The organism is Pseudomonas putida, from assembly GCF_001976065.1.
GTDB classification, from domain to species: Bacteria; Pseudomonadota; Gammaproteobacteria; order Pseudomonadales; family Pseudomonadaceae; genus Aquipseudomonas; species Aquipseudomonas serbica.
In genome coordinates, this window is the sequence record NZ_MNAH01000003.1 from 833,519 (window position 1) to 853,531 (window position 20,013).

At 56.0% G+C, this 20,013-nt stretch carries 19 protein-coding genes; 7 read left to right on the top strand and 12 right to left on the bottom strand.

Annotation, left to right across the window (positions count from 1 at the left end; genetic code table 11):
* Positions 1–68: 68 nt before the first annotated feature.
* The 5 genes from BKX96_RS15070 to prfB all read right to left on the bottom strand — a co-directional run bounded on the left by BKX96_RS15070 (position 69) and on the right by prfB (position 5,584).
* Positions 69–1,346, bottom strand: coding sequence for a flavohemoglobin expression-modulating QEGLA motif protein (locus BKX96_RS15070; RefSeq protein ID WP_046816477.1), 1,278 nt, complete (start codon positions 1,344–1,346; stop codon positions 69–71).
* A 32-nt stretch (positions 1,347–1,378) separates the two neighbouring features.
* Positions 1,379–1,933: a hypothetical protein gene (locus tag BKX96_RS15075; protein WP_046816476.1), complete on the bottom strand. Its 555-nt coding sequence runs from the start codon at positions 1,931–1,933 to the stop codon at positions 1,379–1,381.
* A gap of 129 nt (positions 1,934–2,062) precedes the next feature.
* Positions 2,063–2,779, bottom strand: coding sequence for a TetR/AcrR family transcriptional regulator (locus BKX96_RS15080; protein ID WP_077184480.1), 717 nt, complete (start codon positions 2,777–2,779; stop codon positions 2,063–2,065).
* A 101-nt stretch (positions 2,780–2,880) separates the two neighbouring features.
* Entirely contained in the window at positions 2,881–4,383 is a 1,503-nt protein-coding gene (gene lysS, locus BKX96_RS15085) for a lysine--tRNA ligase (protein WP_033043263.1), read from the bottom strand.
* Between the two features lie 105 nt (positions 4,384–4,488).
* Positions 4,489–5,584 (bottom strand): peptide chain release factor 2 gene (gene prfB, locus BKX96_RS15090; protein WP_143512432.1). Its coding sequence is split into 2 segments (ribosomal slippage): positions 4,489–5,511 and positions 5,513–5,584, totalling 1,095 coding nucleotides; the frame shifts between segments, so codons are not numbered across the junction.
* A gap of 385 nt (positions 5,585–5,969) precedes the next feature.
* Here prfB and BKX96_RS32320 point away from each other — a divergent pair.
* The 7 genes from BKX96_RS32320 (at position 5,970) to BKX96_RS15125 (ending at position 11,242) form a co-directional block, all read left to right on the top strand.
* Positions 5,970–6,173 carry a hypothetical protein gene (locus BKX96_RS32320; protein WP_077184482.1) on the top strand — a complete coding sequence of 68 codons (204 nt, stop codon included), beginning with the start codon at positions 5,970–5,972 and terminating at the stop codon, positions 6,171–6,173.
* A gap of 80 nt (positions 6,174–6,253) precedes the next feature.
* Positions 6,254–7,132 (top strand): McbB family protein, encoded by an 879-nt coding sequence (locus BKX96_RS15100; protein ID WP_077184484.1) that lies wholly within the window; start codon positions 6,254–6,256, stop codon positions 7,130–7,132.
* A 2-nt stretch (positions 7,133–7,134) separates the two neighbouring features.
* Positions 7,135–7,938 (top strand): SagB/ThcOx family dehydrogenase, encoded by an 804-nt coding sequence (locus BKX96_RS15105; protein WP_235431828.1) that lies wholly within the window; start codon positions 7,135–7,137, stop codon positions 7,936–7,938.
* A gap of 1 nt (position 7,939) precedes the next feature.
* Positions 7,940–9,142 carry a YcaO-like family protein gene (locus tag BKX96_RS15110; RefSeq protein ID WP_248687796.1) on the top strand — a complete coding sequence of 401 codons (1,203 nt, stop codon included), beginning with the start codon at positions 7,940–7,942 and terminating at the stop codon, positions 9,140–9,142.
* Positions 9,143–9,174: 32 nt separating this feature from the next.
* Positions 9,175–9,915, top strand: a complete 741-nt coding sequence (locus BKX96_RS15115) for a hypothetical protein (RefSeq protein WP_178134555.1) — start codon at positions 9,175–9,177, stop codon at positions 9,913–9,915.
* Positions 9,912–10,634 carry an ATP-binding cassette domain-containing protein gene (locus tag BKX96_RS15120; protein ID WP_046816474.1) on the top strand — a complete coding sequence of 241 codons (723 nt, stop codon included), beginning with the start codon at positions 9,912–9,914 and terminating at the stop codon, positions 10,632–10,634. Before BKX96_RS15115 ends, BKX96_RS15120 begins: the two co-directional genes overlap by 4 nt.
* A gap of 35 nt (positions 10,635–10,669) precedes the next feature.
* Positions 10,670–11,242: a pentapeptide repeat-containing protein gene (locus BKX96_RS15125; protein WP_046816473.1), complete on the top strand. Its 573-nt coding sequence runs from the start codon at positions 10,670–10,672 to the stop codon at positions 11,240–11,242.
* 218 nt (positions 11,243–11,460) lie between these two features.
* Here BKX96_RS15125 and BKX96_RS15130 read toward each other — a convergent pair whose 3' ends face one another.
* From BKX96_RS15130 to BKX96_RS15160, 7 genes are read right to left on the bottom strand one after another with little or no spacing between them, the layout of a single operon-like run.
* Positions 11,461–12,462, bottom strand: a complete 1,002-nt coding sequence (locus tag BKX96_RS15130) for a response regulator (protein WP_077184488.1) — start codon at positions 12,460–12,462, stop codon at positions 11,461–11,463.
* A gap of 46 nt (positions 12,463–12,508) precedes the next feature.
* Positions 12,509–13,519: a chemotaxis response regulator protein-glutamate methylesterase gene (locus BKX96_RS15135; protein WP_046816471.1), complete on the bottom strand. Its 1,011-nt coding sequence runs from the start codon at positions 13,517–13,519 to the stop codon at positions 12,509–12,511.
* Positions 13,516–15,795, bottom strand: a complete 2,280-nt coding sequence (locus BKX96_RS15140) for a hybrid sensor histidine kinase/response regulator (protein WP_077184490.1) — start codon at positions 15,793–15,795, stop codon at positions 13,516–13,518. Before BKX96_RS15140 ends, BKX96_RS15135 begins: the two co-directional genes overlap by 4 nt.
* On the bottom strand, positions 15,792–16,475 hold the full coding sequence (locus BKX96_RS15145; RefSeq protein ID WP_046816469.1) for a chemotaxis protein CheW: 684 nt from the start codon (positions 16,473–16,475) through the stop codon (positions 15,792–15,794). The genes BKX96_RS15140 and BKX96_RS15145 overlap by 4 nt, the downstream gene beginning before the upstream one ends.
* Positions 16,472–17,743: a CheR family methyltransferase gene (locus tag BKX96_RS15150; protein WP_077184492.1), complete on the bottom strand. Its 1,272-nt coding sequence runs from the start codon at positions 17,741–17,743 to the stop codon at positions 16,472–16,474. Before BKX96_RS15150 ends, BKX96_RS15145 begins: the two co-directional genes overlap by 4 nt.
* Complete coding sequence (locus BKX96_RS15155; RefSeq protein WP_077184494.1) at positions 17,740–18,276, bottom strand: chemotaxis protein CheW; 537 nt, start codon at positions 18,274–18,276, stop codon at positions 17,740–17,742. The genes BKX96_RS15150 and BKX96_RS15155 overlap by 4 nt, the downstream gene beginning before the upstream one ends.
* On the bottom strand, positions 18,276–19,907 hold the full coding sequence (locus BKX96_RS15160; RefSeq protein WP_077184496.1) for a methyl-accepting chemotaxis protein: 1,632 nt from the start codon (positions 19,905–19,907) through the stop codon (positions 18,276–18,278). The genes BKX96_RS15155 and BKX96_RS15160 overlap by 1 nt, the downstream gene beginning before the upstream one ends.
* Between the last annotated feature and the right edge of the window lie 106 nt (positions 19,908–20,013).

The following is a 20,013-nucleotide window of genomic DNA, read 5'->3' on the forward strand; positions in this document are numbered from 1 at the left end:
GCGGTTTACCTGCCGCACCGCGTTATCGTTCTTCGCTGGCAAGCCAGCTCCTACAGAAGGTGTCGTGATTACAGGATATTGGAGTAATCCGCCTCGATCCGGTCCAGGCTCAGGTGGTTGAGGAAGTTGGAGAAGCACATCCACGCCGACAACGCGTTCATGTCGCGAAACTGTTCCGGCAGGTACTTGGGCGGCACCACCAGCCCCTCGTCCACCAACAGGCGCAAGGTGCGCATGTCTTCCAGGGTGGTCTTGCCACAGAACAGCAGCGGTATCTGCTCCAGCTTGCCTTTGCGCACCGCCAGCTGAATGTAGTTGTAAATCATGATAAAGCCCTTGAGGTAGGACAAGTCTTTGGTAAAGGGCAGACCTGTCGGCACCGAGCCGCGGAAAACGCGACTGGCGTTGCTGTAGCTCTCGGGCATTTCGAAACCCTGTTCGCGGAAGAACTCGAACACCTGCAGGAAGTCGGCGCCCTCCTCCACCATGTGAATCGCCCGCGTGCGGTTGGTCAGTTTGCGCAGGCGACTCGGGTACGAGGCGAAGGTGATGATTTCCATCAGGATCGCCAGGCCTTCCTGGGTCACCGTTGACGAGGGTGGACCTTTGGCCAGGAAGGTGCAGATCGGCTGGTTCAGGCCGTTGAGGGTGGTGCCGACGTGCACCAGCCCTTCGTGGACTTCCAGGGCGCGCACATCGCGCTGGTTGAACATCGCATCGGAGCGGATCTTGATGTAGTCGGCGCCGGCTGCCGCATCGGCGACGATCCCGTCGGACTCGAACACCCGGATGGTTTCCTCTGCCTCGCCAAACACCTTGTTCAAGCGATGCTGCAACAGGTCGACGGCATCCTTGGCCGTCAGCGTCTTCGGTTCATCTTTCAGATCGCCACGACCGTCGATGTTGTTCAGGTATTCGGACAGCATCATGCCCAGGTCGGACAGCGTCGGGTCGCCAGCGTGGAACGCATCGGACGCAGCGCCGTACAACTCCTGGGAAATCAGGCCGAAATCCTCGGTGCCGCGCGCTTCGAGCATGCGCACCACCATGCGGTATTCCTTGCACATGCGGCGCATGATCTGCCCGACCGGGTTGAACTGGCCAAGCTGGCGGGTGATGTCGCGCTCGATGTTCTGGAATTCCAGCTTCACCTTGCTGGAATCGAAGGCCAACGGACGGTTGAGGTAGTAGTCGCGGTCCACCGCCGGCATCTCCTTGCCCTTGGCCTTGAGGAAGCCCTTGCGGATGCTGTCGTCCCATTTGACCGCATCGAGGACGCGAATCGGCGTCTGCGCCAGCACAATGCGATCGGACAAAATGCGTATCGACTGCTGGTAATCGTCCACCCGAAACTCCTGTAGAAATCTGCTGTGCTGGGTTACTTGGCTTTGACCTGGCGCTGGTAACGCACCACTTCGACGAACACATCGGAATTGGCCGGGTCGTCGAGGTAGGCGGACACTTGGTCCACGGGGCTGTTGATCAACACGCCATCGCCGTCGTCGGTCTGGAAGCTCTCGCCGCTCAAGGCCTTCTGTCCCAGAGCCTGGTTGATCTGTTCAAGGTCGAGGTTATACACCACCAGTTCATGCTGGTCGGTGAGTTCAAACCCGCCGATGGTGAAATGCCCGCCGAACTTCGCCGGCACTTTCGCCGATAGATACCAGCGGCTGCCGTGGCGTGACACGGTGAAAGGATAGGCTTCGCGCTCCTTTGGTTTGGCCTTGAAGTAACTCACGGCCTGATAGCGATTGTTGCCGATGCGCGTCAGCTCCAGGTTGACCGGCTCACCCCAGGCATTGGTGCTGGTCCATTTGCCAAGCAAGCCCTTGGGCACAGGCTCGCGCGTAGGCAGCGGCTCCTTGAAGGTCACCAGGCAGCCACTGAGCAACAGGAACGACAAGGCGACCACTACGACGCGCCAGACTCTCATTCAACACTCCCTTTTGGAACGCACGCCTACCTAATGTGGGAGCGGGCTTGCTCGCGAATGCGCAGTTTCAGTCGACATAGACGTTGAATGTGCAACCGCATTCGCGAGCAAGCCCGCTCCCACAAGGGATTAAACCGACGCCAGCACTAAATGCATGTAACGCGTCAGGATACCGAGCATTTCCTCTTCGGCGACCGGTTCGGCGTCGTTGAGCAGGCCCTGATATTCCATCCGTCCGATTATCGCCGTCAACACTTTGGCATCCTGTTGCGGTTCGCGGGAGCCCAGCACCTGGAAAAGCTGGCAGGAACCCTGCAGCAGGATCTGTTGATGGGAGCGCACCAACTCGGCCAGGCGCGGGTTCAACAGCGCTTCCTGGCGGAACGCCTGCTCGGCCATCAAATGCTCACGACGGGTCACCAACTGCCGATGAACATACTCTGTCATCAACCGTGCAATATCGTCCGCCAGCTTTGAACGCGCCTGTGGACTGCCGTCGCCGCTGGCGATCATATCGCGCAGCAGGCCCTCGTTGTTCACCCACAGCTTGGCCATGTAGGCCGCGCTGCGCTCCACGTATTGGGCGAAGGTATCGGTGAGCAGGTCATCGATATCCTTGAAGTAGTAAGTGGTCGCCGATAACGGCACTTGAGCCTCGGCAGCCACTGCACGATGGCGCACGGCCCGTACGCCATCACGCACGACGATGCGCATCGCGGCATCGAGAATGTCCTGTCGACGCTGCTCGCTGCCCTGTCGGCTGGCCTTGCGGCCCTGGTACTGAACACTTTCAGCGACCGCAGTGGCGATACCCGCTGCACCTTCTTGAGCTATTGCAGAGTTCACGACAGGTATTCCTCTCTACTTCAAAAGTAACTATTTGATACGTTTGTACCAGACAGGCAATAAAAAGCCGCCTATTTCAGGCGGCTTTTTAATTGAAACACTTACGCTTGCGGCCGCATGTGCGGGAACAGGATCACGTCGCGGATCGACGGGGAGTTGGTCAGCAGCATCACCAGGCGGTCGATGCCGATGCCTTCGCCCGCCGTCGGCGGCATGCCGTACTCCAGCGCGCGAACGAAGTCGGCGTCGTAATGCATGGCTTCGTCGTCGCCCGCGTCCTTGTCGGCCACCTGGGCCATGAAACGCTCGGCCTGGTCTTCCGCGTCGTTCAACTCGGAGTAGGCGTTGGCGATTTCACGACCACCGATGAACAGCTCGAAGCGGTCGGTGACGTTCGGGTTCTCGTCGTTGCGACGGGCCAGCGGCGATACTTCGAACGGATACTGGGTGATGAAGTGTGGCTGCTCCAGTTTGTGCTCGACCAGCTCTTCGAAAATCATCACCTGCAGTTTGCCCAGGCCTTCGAAGCCCAGCACCTTGGCGCCGGCCTTCTTGGCGATAGCGCGTGCCTTGTCGATGTCGTTCAGGTCGTCGGCGGTCAGCTCAGGGTTGTACTTGAGGATCGAGTCGAAGACCGACAGGCGCACGAACGGTTCGCCGAAGTGGAACACCTTGTCGCCGTACGGTACGTCGGTGCTGCCCAGGACCAGCTGTGCCAGTTCACGGAACAGTTCTTCGGTCAGGTCCATGTTGTCTTCGTAGTCGGCGTAGGCCTGGTAGAACTCCAACATGGTGAATTCAGGGTTGTGACGAGTCGACACACCTTCGTTACGGAAGTTGCGGTTGATCTCGAACACTTTCTCGAAACCGCCAACTACCAAGCGCTTGAGGTACAGCTCTGGCGCGATACGCAGGAACATTTCCATGTCCAGCGCATTGTGGTGGGTTTCGAACGGCTTGGCTGCCGCGCCGCCCGGAATGGTCTGCAGCATCGGCGTTTCCACTTCAAGGAAGTCACGCTTCATCAGGAAGCTGCGGATGTGGGCGATGACTTGCGAACGCACGCGGAACGTCTGGCGCACGTCTTCGTTGACGATCAGGTCAACGTAACGCTGGCGATAGCGCTGCTCGGTGTCGGTCAGGCCGTGGTGCTTGTCCGGCAGCGGGCGCAGGGACTTGGTCAGCAGGCGCACGTTGGTCATTTCAACGTACAGGTCGCCCTTGCCGGAACGGGCCAGGGTGCCTTCGGCTGCGATGATGTCGCCCATGTCCCAGGTTTTCACCGCGGCCAGGGTGTCTTCGGACAGGGTCTTGCGGTTGACGTAGACCTGGATGCGACCGGTCATGTCCTGGATCACCATGAACGAGCCACGGTTGAGCATGATGCGACCGGCAACCTTGACCGGGATTGCAGCCTCTGCCAGCTCTTCCTTGGTCTTGTCCGCGTACTGTTTCTGCAAGTCATTGCAGTAGTTTTCGCGGCGGAAGTCGTTCGGGAAGGCATTGCCCTTGGCGCGCTCGGCAGCAAGCTTTTCCTTGCGCAGGGCGATCAGGGAGTTTTCTTCCTGTTGCAGGGCTTGCGGGTCGAGTTCTAGGTCGCTCATGTCTTTAAATATTCCATCACGGGTTCGTTGCCCCCGGCCTGCGGCCGGGGATCGCCAGCAAGCCGGCTCCTACAAGGGATCGAGACCGATCCCGTATTGCATGTCTTACAGCCCTGATTTCAGGCTGGCTTCCAGGTATTCGTCGATATCGCCGTCGAGTACCTTGTCGCAGTCGCTGCGTTCGATGTTGGTCCGCAGGTCCTTGATGCGCGAGGCATCGAGAACGTACGAACGGATCTGGTGACCCCAGCCGATGTCCGACTTGGTGTCTTCCAGAGCCTGCGACGCGGCGTTGCGTTTCTGCATTTCCTGCTCGTACAACTTGGCCCGCAGCATTTTCATGGCGGTGTCCTTGTTGGCGTGCTGGGAGCGTTCGTTCTGGCAGCTGACCACGGTGTTGGTCGGTACGTGGGTGATACGTACGGCCGAGTCGGTGGTGTTTACGTGCTGACCACCGGCACCGGAGGAACGATAGGTGTCGATCCGCAGGTCTGCCGGGTTGATCTCGATTTCCACCTTGTCATCGATCTCGGGTGAAACGAACACCGCGGAGAAAGAGGTATGGCGACGGTTGCCGGAGTCGAACGGGCTTTTACGCACCAGGCGGTGCACGCCGATTTCGGTACGCAGCCAGCCAAAGGCGTATTCACCCTTGATGTGCACGGTGGCGCCCTTGATCCCGGCGACTTCACCGGCCGACAGCTCCATGATGGTCGCGTCGAAACCGCGTTTATCGGCCCAGCGCAGGTACATGCGCAGCAGAATGTTGGCCCAGTCCTGGGCTTCGGTGCCGCCGGAACCGGCCTGGATGTCCAGGTAAGCGTTGTTCGGGTCCATTTCGTGGCTGAACATGCGTCGGAATTCCAGCTTGGCCAGGCTTTCTTCGAGACGGGCCAGCTCGGCGACGACATCGCCCACTGCGCCTTCGTCGTTTTCTTCGACGGCCATGTCCAGCAGGTCGCGGCAATCGGCCAGACCCGTGTTCAATTCGTCCAGGGTATCGACGATCTGCGCCAGCGCAGAACGCTCGCGGCCCAGCTCCTGGGCGTACTCAGGCTTGTTCCAGACACTCGGATCTTCAAGCTCGCGATTGACCTCGGTCAGACGCTCATGCTTTTGATCGTAGTCAAAGATACCCCCGAATGGTTTCGGAGCGCTCGGACAGGTCCTTGATGGTGTTAAGGATCGGGTTGATTTCCATGGCGGGCAGCACTCGTTGGCGAACTTTTGAAAGCCGGCGAGTATACCGTAATCAGGCTGTCACGGCAGCCCGCCTGGCGGTCAGCTCTCGAAATCAGTCGTTCTGCTTGGCCGTAGGCCCGGAAACCCCCCAGGTTTAGACATTTCGGTGCTGCGCATATAGCAACTTACACGACCAAACTAAACGCAATTTCACAAAATGCTGAAAGCATCTAACAACTTTGTAGGAATTAACTTTCACTAGAAAGGGAGAAGGACTACGAAGTTAGCAATTGCGCAACCAGATCATTTCAAACTATAAATAAACCTGCATCGAGCTCGATCGTTAAGCACTTTGCAATGGCAACACCAATATCTAACCTACATTCTAGAAAAGGATTTATCTTATGGATAATGAATACATCTCTGAGTTCGGCGAGATTATTGCTGTAGATTCGCAAAGAAGTTCATATGACCACCCACAAACGAGCTTGGGAGGAAGCTGCGGTGGGCAAGGTGGTGGTTGCGGCGGATGTGGTGGTGGCGGTTGCAGTGGTGGCAATGGCGGAAGTGGAGGCAGCGGTAACGCCGGCGCACCAGAACGCAATTAACAACCAAAGCTAGAAACTAGCCCCCCTCCAAAGTCGTTACTCTTGGAAAAAGAGTAACGACCTAAATTCGAAGGAATGATATGTACTTCATAAGGCCTTTCGGGCTCACCGACGGCGTTGGTGGCACATTACTAATCGCCCCACATACTTCAATACGCGTAACAGACAAAAACATGATTCGCTTCTTAACAGAGCTTACTGGAGATCGAGCCCAGTACTTTCAAAAAGAAGAGTTCAGCGCAGCTTTACGAACCGGAGATATCGACCAGGAAAAGGGAGTGAAATTTCTACAGCAAACAGGAATATTAGAAATAGCCTCTGAACACACAAACGAAAACACTCCATTTTCACAATGCGTACTAATCAGCGATCTAAGCTCAATATCAACATTTGAATCCTCCCTAAGAGCGGATGGCGTAAATCTAGTTACATCATGCACACCCAACAACATCCCCCCAGACGCATTAAAAGACAGCTCATTATTTATTATTTTCCTGGAGAACTATTCATCTCCAATCATACGAGATCTATACAATAAATGCTCCACACTTAAAAATATCGGATTCATTCAGGCGTACTATTTTTGCCACAATTTTAAAATTGACGGACTCTTCATGCCATCCATTGGGAGCCCATGTCATTTTTGCCACGTTGACAGATGGCGAAGCCGAGAGCAACGAAGCTTCGGCAACAACAAAAACTCCTGGCACCAAGTGATCGAACTATTAAGTAGTTACGAAAAAGCGATACCTCCAAGCATTCCCATAACAGATTGCGACCGGATGTTTTCGGCTCAGGTTCTGCGCCGACGAATTCAGCAATTAGTAGGAATACCTATCAATCGGGTACACCTCGACAATTTTATATCAGCCATAAGCACTGATCTAATTAACTGCAACGTATCAAGTGAACCCATCGCTCACTGGCACAGCTGTAGCTGCATGAAAGGAGTGTGGTAACCATGGAAAAACCTATTGAGATTTCACCATTTGAGATCGGACGCTTCACTGACCCTGAAACGTACAACCAAGTAATAGAATTTCATTCAAAAAGCAATTATTCGCTGATACCAGGAATTACCAACAGATGCTACTTATCGAGCGCTCCGGACAAAATCCTATCGGAAATGGTCGAGTCAGAGCTATCCATATGGCCAAGCATTAAATCATCAGTCCAATTAACCGGAAAAAGAACATCTATACTCAGAGACGAATCAGCAGAGTTTTTTGACGATACACAAACGCTTGAGTTTTCGGTAATTGACAAACTGTTAATAGAAAGCTTTAGCGCAAGAAATAGCGAAAGCAGAAAGCGTCCTTATCCTTCTGGCGGAGGGCTCTACCCAATTGATGTGTTTGTTTGTCGAGTTTCTGAAAAAATAAGTGACTGGCCAACAGGAGATAGTATTTTACACCTCCTTCCGCTATCCAAACAATTAGAGTCAATGACCGCCCACTCCCCTGAGAATATTCTTAGCGATCTTTCGGGCGGCGACTCTGGACTTCTTGGGCGGCCACATTTCGCATTAGTTTATGCAATTTTCTTTGAACGAGCCATCTTCAAATATCGTACGAGAGGCTACCGTCTTGCTTTAATGGAAGCTGGCTCCATGTATCAAACAGCAGATCTAAACGCAAAAATTCTTGGCCTTCGAAGCCGACCTTGGGCAGGTTTCACTGATTTTCAAGTTGCCAAAACCATCGGTATTGATATGAGAAGCATGGCACCTTTAGTCGTGCAATTTTTTGGAAATGCGAGTAATTAAAATGATAAATTTAGCTCAACCAATCGGATCGATTTGGCCTTCCAACCTTATGCTTACCCCACAGATAGCACGCGAACTTCCAGCACTTGCTCAAGCCTTTGATCATCATAGAGTCGCTCCAACAAGTGCTGTAGGCACTTCACGAGAGGCACTTTGTGGAACTATTGGCGAATTCATGGAACGCCGCCACTTTTACAACGAAGTCACCCCTGAAAAGCTGCTTAGATTAGCTGATATGATGCCCATTGAAGCAGTACAGACTTATACTGCAGCGCTAACGCAAACCACACAAGAAAAACTCAGACCGTCAATAGAGTCGCATCAATTCTCATGCAACCGAGTGTTCAATCTATTTTCCCATGCCATGAGTTATGCTCCCACAGTTTTTATCTCACTATCGAACCATGCCCTACAGGAAGATATCAAGTATCTACCTAACAGAGACACGACAGGATGCGCCGCGCACATAAATCTTAACTCTGCCCTTGATGGTGCGTTAAAAGAACTCATCGAAAGACAGTGCCTGCTTCGGTATTGGATAACCAAACAGGTACCCCAAGAGATAATTATAACCAACGAACTGCAGGGCCTGAAAACCGACACCAGAACTCTAATAAATAAACTTCAGCAGTCCGGCTCACTAAAGCTATACGACATTACGATACCCGGCTTTCCAGGCTTCGCAGTAATAAGCATATATGGCGCAGATGACAACTCACTAACCGTGCAATATTGCACCGGCCTTAGTTATGGATATTCTGCAGAATCGGCAATAGAAAAATCAATAACAGAACTATGGCAAAGTTTTGCTTTTTTGCATTACTTCAAGATTGGCGGATATGATATTACCGATATCGACGACAGTTATCACCGTCACTTCTGGAAAAGCAACAAAAGAGACACCTACACGCTCATGACAAAAGAAACTCCACTTCATGTAATTTCACTCAAGGATTTCCTAGACAAACCAAAAATCACTAGATACGAGCTAGAATCACACCTTAAAACAATCACAAACAATGTATTTGTTTATGCTCGAAGTGAGTCACTTATCAGGGGCTTAGTTTGGCTCGTTCGAGTTTTCAGCCCAGCCCTCTTCATACACATGGATTGTTCCAGCCCATTGAATTTCGAAAATGCAATTTCTTCCGAATTCCCGAAAACATATGAAGATCGCAAACTGAGCATGGTTCCCTTTCCGTAGTCCACATCAAATCATACGCAAGGAGACACAAATTGAGAATTTGGATAGTCAACACCAGCACGCTAAGTCGTTTGTTTATCCTCGAACAACTCCGAGAGCCGCTTTCCCTCTTCTGGTCTCTGATAGCCCCGCCACTTCTATTCGTGTTTCTTAACCTCGACTCCCTCAACAACGACAACCTTTCATCTGAGTGGTACATCGCACAAGCGTCTTGGTATCTGAGCTATTTAGCTCTCTCCGTCTCTTTGTTTGGATTTTCCTTGTATCTTGTGGGTAGACGTGAAAGTGGCTTTATGAAAACTTTCATTCAGGGCAAAAAAGCAAAAACAATTTTTCTAGTATCACAAATAAATGCATCTATTATACTTTCAATTCTCTATTTTATTATCTTTACAACCTTAACAACAACTATTTTCGGAACAAACCCAACAACAGCCCTGAAGAGCTTCTCACTACCTTTTGCACTCATAATGATTTTATTTGCATGGAGCACAATGATTATTTCTGTACTACCAATAACTTTTTCAAATGCAAACTCTGGCATATCAATAATCTTCATGACAATGCTGATATTCAGCGTTGCTAGTTTAAAGTCAGATACGCCGACACTTACTTATCTTAACTTATTCAACCCACTATCAATTGCCACTCGATTTATGTCTGGCAACGGTGTATTTGCACCTGAGTCAATCGGCACAATACTCTTCCTGATCGCCCTAGGTGGAGTCGGTACCACTTTCATGAGAACAAACCCCGTATGGAACAGACAATGACAAACACCTTAATCAATGGTGAAAACCTCACATTCAAATACGCCGAAAATAGCGTCCTAAATAATATTTCGTTTTCTTTTCAACGCGGCTGCATTATTGGAGTATTAGGAGAAAATGGAGCAGGCAAGACCACATTGTTCGATTTGATAAGCGGACACCTGAGACCAACAAGTGGCAATCTACTGGTCAGCATCAAGGCAGATGAGATCGCCTATTTGCCACAAGTTGTTACTCTCCCCCCTGCTTTACGCATCAAAGAAGTATTAGAAATGATGTCCTCTTTTCAGGGGATTAGTAAACTTCAGGCATCTTTAAGTTTGACTCGCTTATGGCCGAAACACATGCTGCGCCGCTACGAAGAAATAAAGAATCATCGAACAGGAATATGTAGTTTTGGCGAGAAGCGTTGGTTCGCGACAGCAGCAATGCTAGCGATTTGTAAAAAAAATCTATTCATCCTGGATGAGCCGACAGCAGGCGTGGATGTTCAGTATCGCTATCTTATCTGGAAACTTATAAATAAGATGAAGGACTCCGGATGTACCATTATCGTTTCCTCGCACATCCTAGAAGAAATAGGTGAAAATACTGACTACTTTTATTTCCTCCAAAAATCTGGCATGCATAGATTTAATAGCATGCAAAATTTCCTGGACCTATTCAACTCAACCACTGCAGACGAAGCGTTCATCAAGGCGACAGTACTTGAGGAACGCTGACACTTTAATTACTTACCAAATAATAAGGAGCAAGTATGAACAGAGTTCGTCATCTTGAGCATCGGGTATTTTCCGGATTGAAATTTTCTGAAAAAAAAATATCGAACTGGAGTTTTTTTTCATGCAGATTCATCAAGTGCTTTTTTTCTGGCGCGAAATTAAGCAAGTGCCAGTTCGACTCTTGTGAATTCACTGAGTGCGATACTAGCAATGTGATACTTGGCAATTCACAGTTCGTTGATGCGAGCTTCAATGAGTGCAAATCACTTGGTCTCGACTGGACTAATGCTGCCTCCCCATTAAAACTATCCTTCAACAAATGCCGGCTTGACTACAACATTTTTACCAACCGCAACCTCGTAGAAACCCAGTTTATACAGTGCATGCTTCGAGATACTTTTTTCCAAAAATGCAATCTCGCTCGCTCATCGTTTTATGGAAGCGACCTCACACACACACACTTTGAAGAGTGCAAACTTAACTATACCGACATGACCGACGTCTTGAACTTTAACATTGCTCCGGAAAATAATGATATTACTAACGCAATTATATCGATAGATAGCGCACTGATGCTTTTACGCAAATATCATTTGACGATAAAGTAGTAAGGGTCAAACAGGTGCGGCTCCATGCCAGCTCTGTCGCCCCTACTCATCGTCTTGTACTTGGCTGATTTGCCCATGAGCTATGCAACCAGCTCATGTGACCAGTTCAAAACTAGACTGACCACAGAGCCGCTTTTAGCTAGAAACCGATTTTTGGAGCCTGGGTTTCAGAGCTTGTTGGACGCTCAGAAGATAACGCTGCTTGCTTCAAAAGGAAGTTACTCGATCCCCACCTGATTGCGCCCATTGTTCTTCGCCAGGTACAGCCCCTTGTCCGCCGCCGAGATTAATTCTCGGCAATTGCTGCCTGCTGTCGGGGTGATGGTCGACAGGCCGATGCTGATGGTCAGGCTCGATCCTTCGGTCGGGGCAATATGCGGAATCTTCAGCGCCGCGACGGTCATGCGCAGTTTTTCCGCCACCAGTCGCGCCCCGCCCTGGGAGGTGTTGGGCAGCACCAGGGCGAATTCTTCGCCGCCGTAGCGGGCCGGCAGGTCGGAAGGCCGGGCGCTGGCGTCGCGGATCGCCGTGGCGACCTGGCGCAGGGCTTCGTCGCCTTCCAGGTGGCCGAAGGTGTCGTTGTAGGTCTTGAAGTAGTCCACATCGATCATCAGCAACGACAATTGACTCTGCTCACGCAGCGAGCGGCGCCATTCAAGCTCCAGGTACTCGTCGAAATGCCGACGGTTCGACAGCCCGGTCAGGCCGTCGGAGTTCATCAGCCGTTGCAGCACCAGGTTGGTGTCGAGCAACTGCTGCTGGCTGACCCGCAAGGCGCGGTACGCCGCATCCCGCTGCAGCAGCGTCATGTAGGAACGCGAGTGATAGCGGATGCGCGCGACCAGCTCGATGTTGTCCGGCAGCTTGACCAGATAGTCGTTGGCCCCGGCTGCGAACGCCGCGCTCTTGATCAGCGGGTCTTCCTTGGTCGACAGGACGATGATCGGAATGTCCTTGGTCGCCGGGTGTTTGCGGTATTCGCGCACCAGGCTCAGGCCGTCGAGCCCAGGCATGACCAGATCCTGCAGGATCACTGTCGGCTTGATGCGCACGGCATGGGCAATGGCCTGGTGCGGGTCGGCGCAGAAGTGGAAGTCGATGTTTTCTTCGTTCGCCAACCCGCGTCGTACTGCCTCGCCGATCATGGCCTGATCGTCCACCAACAGCACCATGGCGGCATTTTCGTCAGTCTTGAAGTCGTCGAGCTGTAAATCATTCATGTGCGTTCACCTGAAACTACTTGGGCCAGGATTGCTGTTGAGAGGGTCATTTGGGAAAAAGCTCCAGCAAACGAGGCGCTATCTTTTCCAGCGGGCGTATTTCCACGGCGGCATCGATGGCCGCAGCCGCCTTGGGCATGCCGTACACCGCACTGCTCTGCTGGTCCTGCGCGATGGTCAGGTAGCCCTGCTGGCGCATGAGTTTAAGCCCTTGCGCCCCATCTCGCCCCATGCCGGTCAACAAAACGCCAACCGCGTCGCCATTCCAGTAACTGGCCACGCTCTCGAAAAACACATCGATAGAGGGACGGTAGATCTCGTTGACCGGCTCAGCCGTGTAGGCCAGCGTGCCGTTTTTCAACAACCGGATATGGTGATTGGTGCCCGCCAGCAGCACGGTGCCGCTTTGCGGCGGCTCGCCCTCCTGGGCCAGGCGTACGTTCAGGCCGCTGGCGCTGCCGAGCCATTCGGCCATGCCGGCGGCGAATACCTGGTCGACGTGTTGCACCAGCACGATGGCCGGGGAAAAGTCCCGGGGCAGGCCCTTGAGCAGGATTTCCAAGGCCGCCGGCCCGCCAGCGGATGAACCGATGGCGATCAGGCTCTGGCGTGGGCCGCAACTGCGCGCGGGACTCGGGGCCGGTCGCTCCCGATTGCCCTTGTCGCCGATCAGCCAGCCGATGTTCATGATCTTGCGCAACAGTGGGGCCGCCGCTTCCTGGGGATTGCCCGCGCCGAGGGCCGGCGTGTCGACTACATCCAGGGCGCCATGGCCCATGGCCTCGAACACCCGATGCACGTTCTGCTGGCGATCGACGGTGACGATGACGATCGCGCAGGGCGTTTGGGCCATGATGCGCCGGGTGGCTTCCACGCCGTCCATCACCGGCATGATCAGGTCCATCAGGATCAGGTCGGGCGTGTGTTCGGCACACTTTTGCACGGCCTCCCGGCCATCGCCCGCCACCCAGATCACCTGGTGCGCCGGCTCGAAGGCCAATGCCCGGCGCAAGGCCTCCACGGCCATGGGCATGTCGTTGACGATTGCGATTTTCATGCCCGTGCTCCTCCAATGAGCTCAACCACCGCATCGAGCAGGGCGTCGTCGTGAAAGCTGGCCTTGGCTAGATAATAGTCGGCCCCGGCGTCCAGTCCACGACGACGGTCTTCTTCACGGTCCTTGTAGGACACCACCATCACCGGCAGCGATTGCAGGCGGTTGTCCCGGCGCAACAACGACACCAGCTCGATACCGTCCATGCGCGGCATGTCGATGTCGGTGATCAGCAGATCGAAATCCTCCGAACGCAAGGCATTCCAGCCATCCATGCCATCGACCGCCACGGCCACGTCATACCCTCGATTGAGCAGCAGTTTGCGCTGCAGCTCACGCACGGTCAGGGAGTCATCGACCACCAGGATCCGCTTGCGGGCCGCTTCGACCGCCTGACTGCCTTGGCGCGCGATGCGCTCCAGGCGCCCGGTGTTAAGCAGTTTGTCCACCGAACGCAGCATGTCCTCGACGTCGACGATCAACACCACCGAACCGTCGTCGAGCAAGGCGCCGGCCGAGATGTCCTGGATCTTGCCCAGACGCTCATCCAGGGGCAGCACCACCAATGTACGCTCACCGATAAAGCGCTCGACCGCGACGCCATAGATCGTATCGCGCTCACGGATCACCACGACTTTCAAGGTTTGCTGAGCCACCTGGTTCGCCGGACGCTGCAACAATTGACTGGCGGCCACCAGCCCGACATGCCGGCCTTCGTGCCAGAAATGCTGGCGGCCCTCGACCTGAACGATATCCGCCGGCTCCAGATCGCACATGCGTTCGATGTGGGCCAGCGGGAAGGCATAGGCCTCGCCGCCGACCTCCACCACCAGGCTGCGCACCACCGACAGGGTCAGCGGCACTTCAAGATGGAAGCGACTGCCTTTACCTGCCGTCTGCTCCAGCACGACCGCTCCGCGCAGTTGGCGGACCATGTGCTGCACTGCGTCCAGGCCGACACCGCGCCCGGAGACTTCAGTGACTGTGTCGCGCAGACTGAAGCCTGGCAGGAACAGGAACGTCAGCAGCTCCTCTTCACTCAGTTGCGCGGCCGTATCGGCCGGGGACAACTGGCGCTCGACGATGCTGCGCCGGACCTTCTCCAGATCGACGCCATTACCGTCATCGCTCAACTCCAGCACCAGCAAGCCGGCTTGATGGGAGGCGCGCAGACGGATCAGGCCTTCCTCCGGCTTGCCGACCAACAGCCTTTGTTCCGGGGTCTCGATACCGTGATCCACGGCGTTGCGCAGCAGATGCGTCAGGGGCGCTTCGAGTTTTTCCAGGACGTCACGGTCGACCTGGGTTTTCTCGCCCTCGATCTCCAGCCTTACCTGCTTGCCGAGACTACGACCGAGGTCACGGACCATCCGTACCTGGCCGCTCAACACATCGGCAAACGGTCGCATGCGACAAGCCAGGGCCGTGTCGTACAACACCTGGGCGCGCTGACTGGCCTGCCAGGCGAACTCGTCCAGCTCGGCGTTTTTTTCCACCAGCAGTTGCTGGGATTCAGCCAAGAGCCGACGGGCATCTTCGAGGGCTTCCCGGGCTTCGAGGCTCAGGGCCTGGTCCTTGAGGTGCAGGTTTAGGGTTTCCAGGGCCCGCAGGCTGTTGTTCTGCATGCGCTTGAGCCGCTGCATGGTGGCCAGGTGCGGTTTGAGCCGCAGGGTTTCCACCAGGGATTTGCTCGACAGATCGAGCAGGCTGTTCAGGCGCTCAGCCGTGACCCGCAGCACGCGCTCGCCGTTTTCGGTGGTGCGCCGGTTCTGTTTCGGCGCAACCGCCAGCGGCTCGACGGGCGGCGCCAGCTCTTCCACCACGGGTGCTTGGAGTTGCAGTTCTGCCATCACCGGCGCGGTGGGTGCCAGGTCCGGTACCGCGGCGGCCATCGGATCCAGCAGGCGCCCCATCAAGGCGACATAGGCTTGGATTTCCGCAGGCCCCGACACACTGTTCGGAGTCGCGATGCGCATCAGCAAATCGGTGCCTTGCAATAACGCATCGATGTGTTCCGGGCGCAGGTACAGGCGCCCTTCCTGGGCACTGACCAGGCAATCTTCCATGACATGCGCGACGCTGACGCCGGCATCGACGCCGACGATTCGAGCCGCGCCTTTGAGCGAATGCGCCGCGCGCATGCAGGATTCGAGATGATCGGCCTGGGTCGGATCGCGCTCCAGCGCCAACAGGCCTGCGCTCAGCACCTGGGTCTGGGCCTCGGCTTCCAGGCTGAACAGTTCCAGCAAAGAGGAGTCGCGCATTTGCTCGGGGGTCATGTGAGGCTCCGGGTCACGGCGGACAACAACTGCTCTTCATCCAGCCAGCGCAGGCTGCGACCTTTGAACTGCATCACACCACGGGTGTACTTGGCACTGGCTTGCGCACCAGAGCGGGACGCCGCATCGAGGATGCGTTCGTCGATGGCATGAATCCCGTCCACTTCGTCCACCGGCACCACCACGGGACCGCCGTGGGCGGCAATGATCAGCATCCGCGGCATGACCCGCACACCATTGGGCACGCTGCTGACGCTATCGAGTCCCAGCAACTCGACCAAGGAAAGGCACGCCACCAGCGCACCCCGCACATTCGCCACCCCGAGCAAGGCCCGGGAGCGCTGATGGGGCAAGGAGTGAATGGCTTGCAACGGCGCCACTTCCACCAGACAGCGTGTGGCCAGCCCAAGCCATTCTTCGCCGAGGCGAAACATCAATAGCGAACGGGTCTGCACCTCGCTCTCGACTGCAACGGACATTGACGCGCGGTCGTCCTGTTGCAGCGCGTAACGATCCAGCAGACGCGTTGCGGCCGCCGAATACACCGCGCAATTGCGGCAATGGATGTGTTCGATCAGCAGCGGGCAGGACTTGTCGCCATGGATGCCGATACGGTTCCAGCAATCGTCGATGGCCTGGGCATCTGCATGGGTGACGTTCAAGGAGTCGGAGGCGATCATCGTTTACGCTCACTGTCAGCGGCGCGCTCGCTGCGGGCGGCGCGGTCCTGCAATCGTCTGGCTCCCACGGTATCGCCCTGGGATTGCAGCAAGGCAGCCAGGTGCATCAACGCATCGGAATGTTGCGGTTCGAGGTACAACGCCTTGCGATAAAAACCCTGGGCTTCGAGGACACTGCCGGCGACATCGCTGAGCAGCCCCAGCCAGTAAAAGACCTGGGCCACCGGCTCATGGTGGCGCAAATAGTGATCGCAGGCGGCGCGAGCTTCGGCGCTTTTGCCTTCGTTGGCCAGCGCGGCGACGTTCGCCAGCAGCGCGACAGCCTCGGAATTGTTCGGTTTGGCCGCATGCGATGTCGGCGTAACGCTGGCGAACGGCCGCCGTGGAGTCGGCACCGGGGCGATCCTGCGCACGGGTAGCGGCATCGGCAAGGATGTTGGTACGAATGTCGGCAGAGGCTCGGGCTCAGGAGCGCTTTGGCGACTGAAGGCAAAGGACTGCGCGATGCCGATCGAGCGCATGCCCAGGCGCCCCAGCAGGCTGCCTTCGGCCGGCCCGATAAACAGCACGCCATCGAGATGGGTCAAACGCTTGAGTACCTCGAAAACCTGCTTTTGCGTGGCCAGATCAAAGTAGATCAGCAGATTGCGGCAGAACACGAAGTCAAAAGGTGGCTCGTTGGCCAGCAAGGCCGGATCGAGCAGATTGCCGACCTGCAGGCGCACCTGATCCAACACCCGGGCGCTGAGTCGATAGCCGTCGTTCTCGGCGATGAAGTAGCGGTCGCGAAAGGCAATGTCCTGACCGCGAAACGAATTCTTGCCATACAACGCACGCCGCGCCTTGTCCACGGACAGCGGGCTGACGTCCATGCCGTCGACCTTGAACTGGTGCGGCTTGAGCCCGGCATCCAGTAGCGCCATGGCGATCGAATAAGGCTCTTCGCCGGTGGAGCACGGCAGGCTGAGAATCCGCAGGGCGCGCATGTTGTTGAGGTCGGCCAGGCGTCTGCTCGCCAGCTTCGCCAGGGTGGCGAAGGATTCCGGATAACGGAAAAACCAGGTCTCGGGAACAATCACTGCCTCGATCAGCGCCTGCTGCTCGTCGCTTGAACACTGCAGGGTTCGCCAGTATTCGTCGGCCGTCTGCGCCTGGGATGCAGCGCTGCGTTGGCGCACCGCACGCTCGATGATCGCCGGGCCGACAGACGTCACGTCGAGGCCGATGCGCTCCTTGAGGAAATCGAAAAAACGCTGGTCGCTGCTCATCGCTGCGGCTCCAGCAATGAAAGGTCCAGCGGTGGCGTCGGGTACAGCAGCGTACGAACTTGATCATCCAGCAGATCGGCCACCCGCACCCATTGCAACAAACCCTGGGCATCCTCACGCACGGGCCCCAGGTAGGGCGCCTGGGGGTTGTCCAGGCCATAGGGCTGAAATTCTGCCGGGTCGCAACGCAAAGTGTCGGTGGCCCGCTCCAGGATCAGCCCGAGCAGTTGTGCCTCGGCGCTTGCATCCGCGCGGTAGTGCACCAATACCAGTCGCGTGCTGGTGCGCGCCTGCGCAGGCGTACCAAAAGTCAATGCGCTGAGGTCGATGACCGGCACCACCGCACCGCGATAGGCCAATATCCCGGCTACCCAGTGCGGCGCCTGGGCGATCGGCTTCAATGGCAGGCGCGGCAGCACTTCCGCCACCTCGGTCGCCTGCAAGGCATAACGCTCGTGACCGATGCGAAACACCAGAAACAACGCATGCGCCGCCTGTTTCACGACGGTGCGCCTGGCCGTGAGTTCGCTCATCAGACTTTGAATCGCGAGACGCCGCTACGCAGCCCTACCGCCACCTGGCTCAGCTCGTCGATGGCGAAACTGGCCTGGCGCAGGGACTCAACGGTCTGGCTGCTGGCATCACCCAATTGCACCAGCGCGTGGTTGATCTGCTCGGCGCCGGTGGCCTGGGCCTGCATGCCTTCATTGACCATCAACACCCGCGGCGCCAGCGCCTGGACCTGATGGATGATCTGCGACAACTGCTCGCCGACCTGCTGCACCTCGAACATGCCACGGCGCACTTCCTCGGAGAACTTGTCCATGCCCATTACACCGGCCGACACTGCCGATTGAATTTCGCGCACCATCTGTTCGATGTCGTAGGTGGCGACGGCGGTCTGGTCCGCCAGGCGCCGCACTTCGGTGGCGACCACGGCAAAACCGCGACCGTATTCGCCGGCCTTCTCGGCCTCGATCGCCGCGTTGAGCGACAACAGGTTGGTCTGGTCGGCGACCTTGACGATGGTCACCACCACCTGGTTGATGTTGCCGGCCTTCTCGTTGAGGATCGCCAGCTTGGCGTTGACCAGGTCAGCCGCGCCCATCACCGAATGCATGGTCTCTTCCATGCGCGCCAGGCCCTGTTGCCCGGAGCCGGCGGCCACCGAGGCCTGGTCGGCTGCGGTAGACACCTCGGTCATGGTGCGCACCAGGTCACGGGAAGTGGCGGCGATTTCACGGGAAGTCGCGCCGATTTCGGTGGTGGTGGCGGCCGTTTCAGTGGCAGTGGCCTGTTGCTGCTTGGACGTCGCGGCAATCTCGGTGACCGAGGTGGTCACTTGCACCGACGAGCGCTGGGCCTGGGACACCAGGGAAGTCAGCTCGGCCATCATGTCGTTGAAGCCGGTTTCCACGGCACCGAATTCATCCTTGCGCTCAAGGTTCAGGCGCGTACTGAGGTCGCCCGTGCGCATGATTTCGAGAATTTGCACGATGCGATTCATCGGCGCCATGATTGCGCGCATCAACAGCAGGCCACAGAGGCCGGCGGCCAGCACGGCAAACACCAGGGAAATGCCCATGATGACCTTGGCGGTGATCACCGCATCGTCAATGGCCGCCACATCCTGGTCTGCCACGGCTTTATTGTGGCGCAGGATATCACTGAGCTTCATGCGACCGGCCGTCCAGGCGGGGGTCAACTCTTCGTTGAACATCCTGATGGCTTCGGCGTCCTGATTGCGTTTATGCAACTCGGTGACGGCAAGCAGGATCCGGTTGTAGTCCGCGTGGTGTTTTTCAAACGCGGCATACTCGACCTTGTCTTCATCCGTCGTGACCGTCTCGCGATAAAGCTCCATCTGCTCCTGCAGACGTTCGGAGAAGTCCTTGAAGTCCGATGCATCCTTGGCGCTAAAGCCCTGCCCCTGCTCCAGTCCCAGCATCTCCAGCATCTCCAGCATCCGCAGATAACTGTCGGACCAGGCGCCGCGCACCATCGAACTGTAATACAACCCCGGCAGCGCATCCTCACGAACGCTGGCTTCGCTGCTCTCGATCTTCAACAGGCGCGAATACGAGACGACCACCATCAGCAACATGATGGCGACAATTACCGCAAAGCTCGCCAAAATGCGTTGGCGCAACGTCCAGTTCTTCACAGTCAATCCTCGGGGGCATTTCGAAATGCGGGGAGTATAGCCGAGGGCGCTGTTTCATTTATAAGACGGTTGCGCCACTTCTCATCTCTTGGCAAAAAAATGGAAG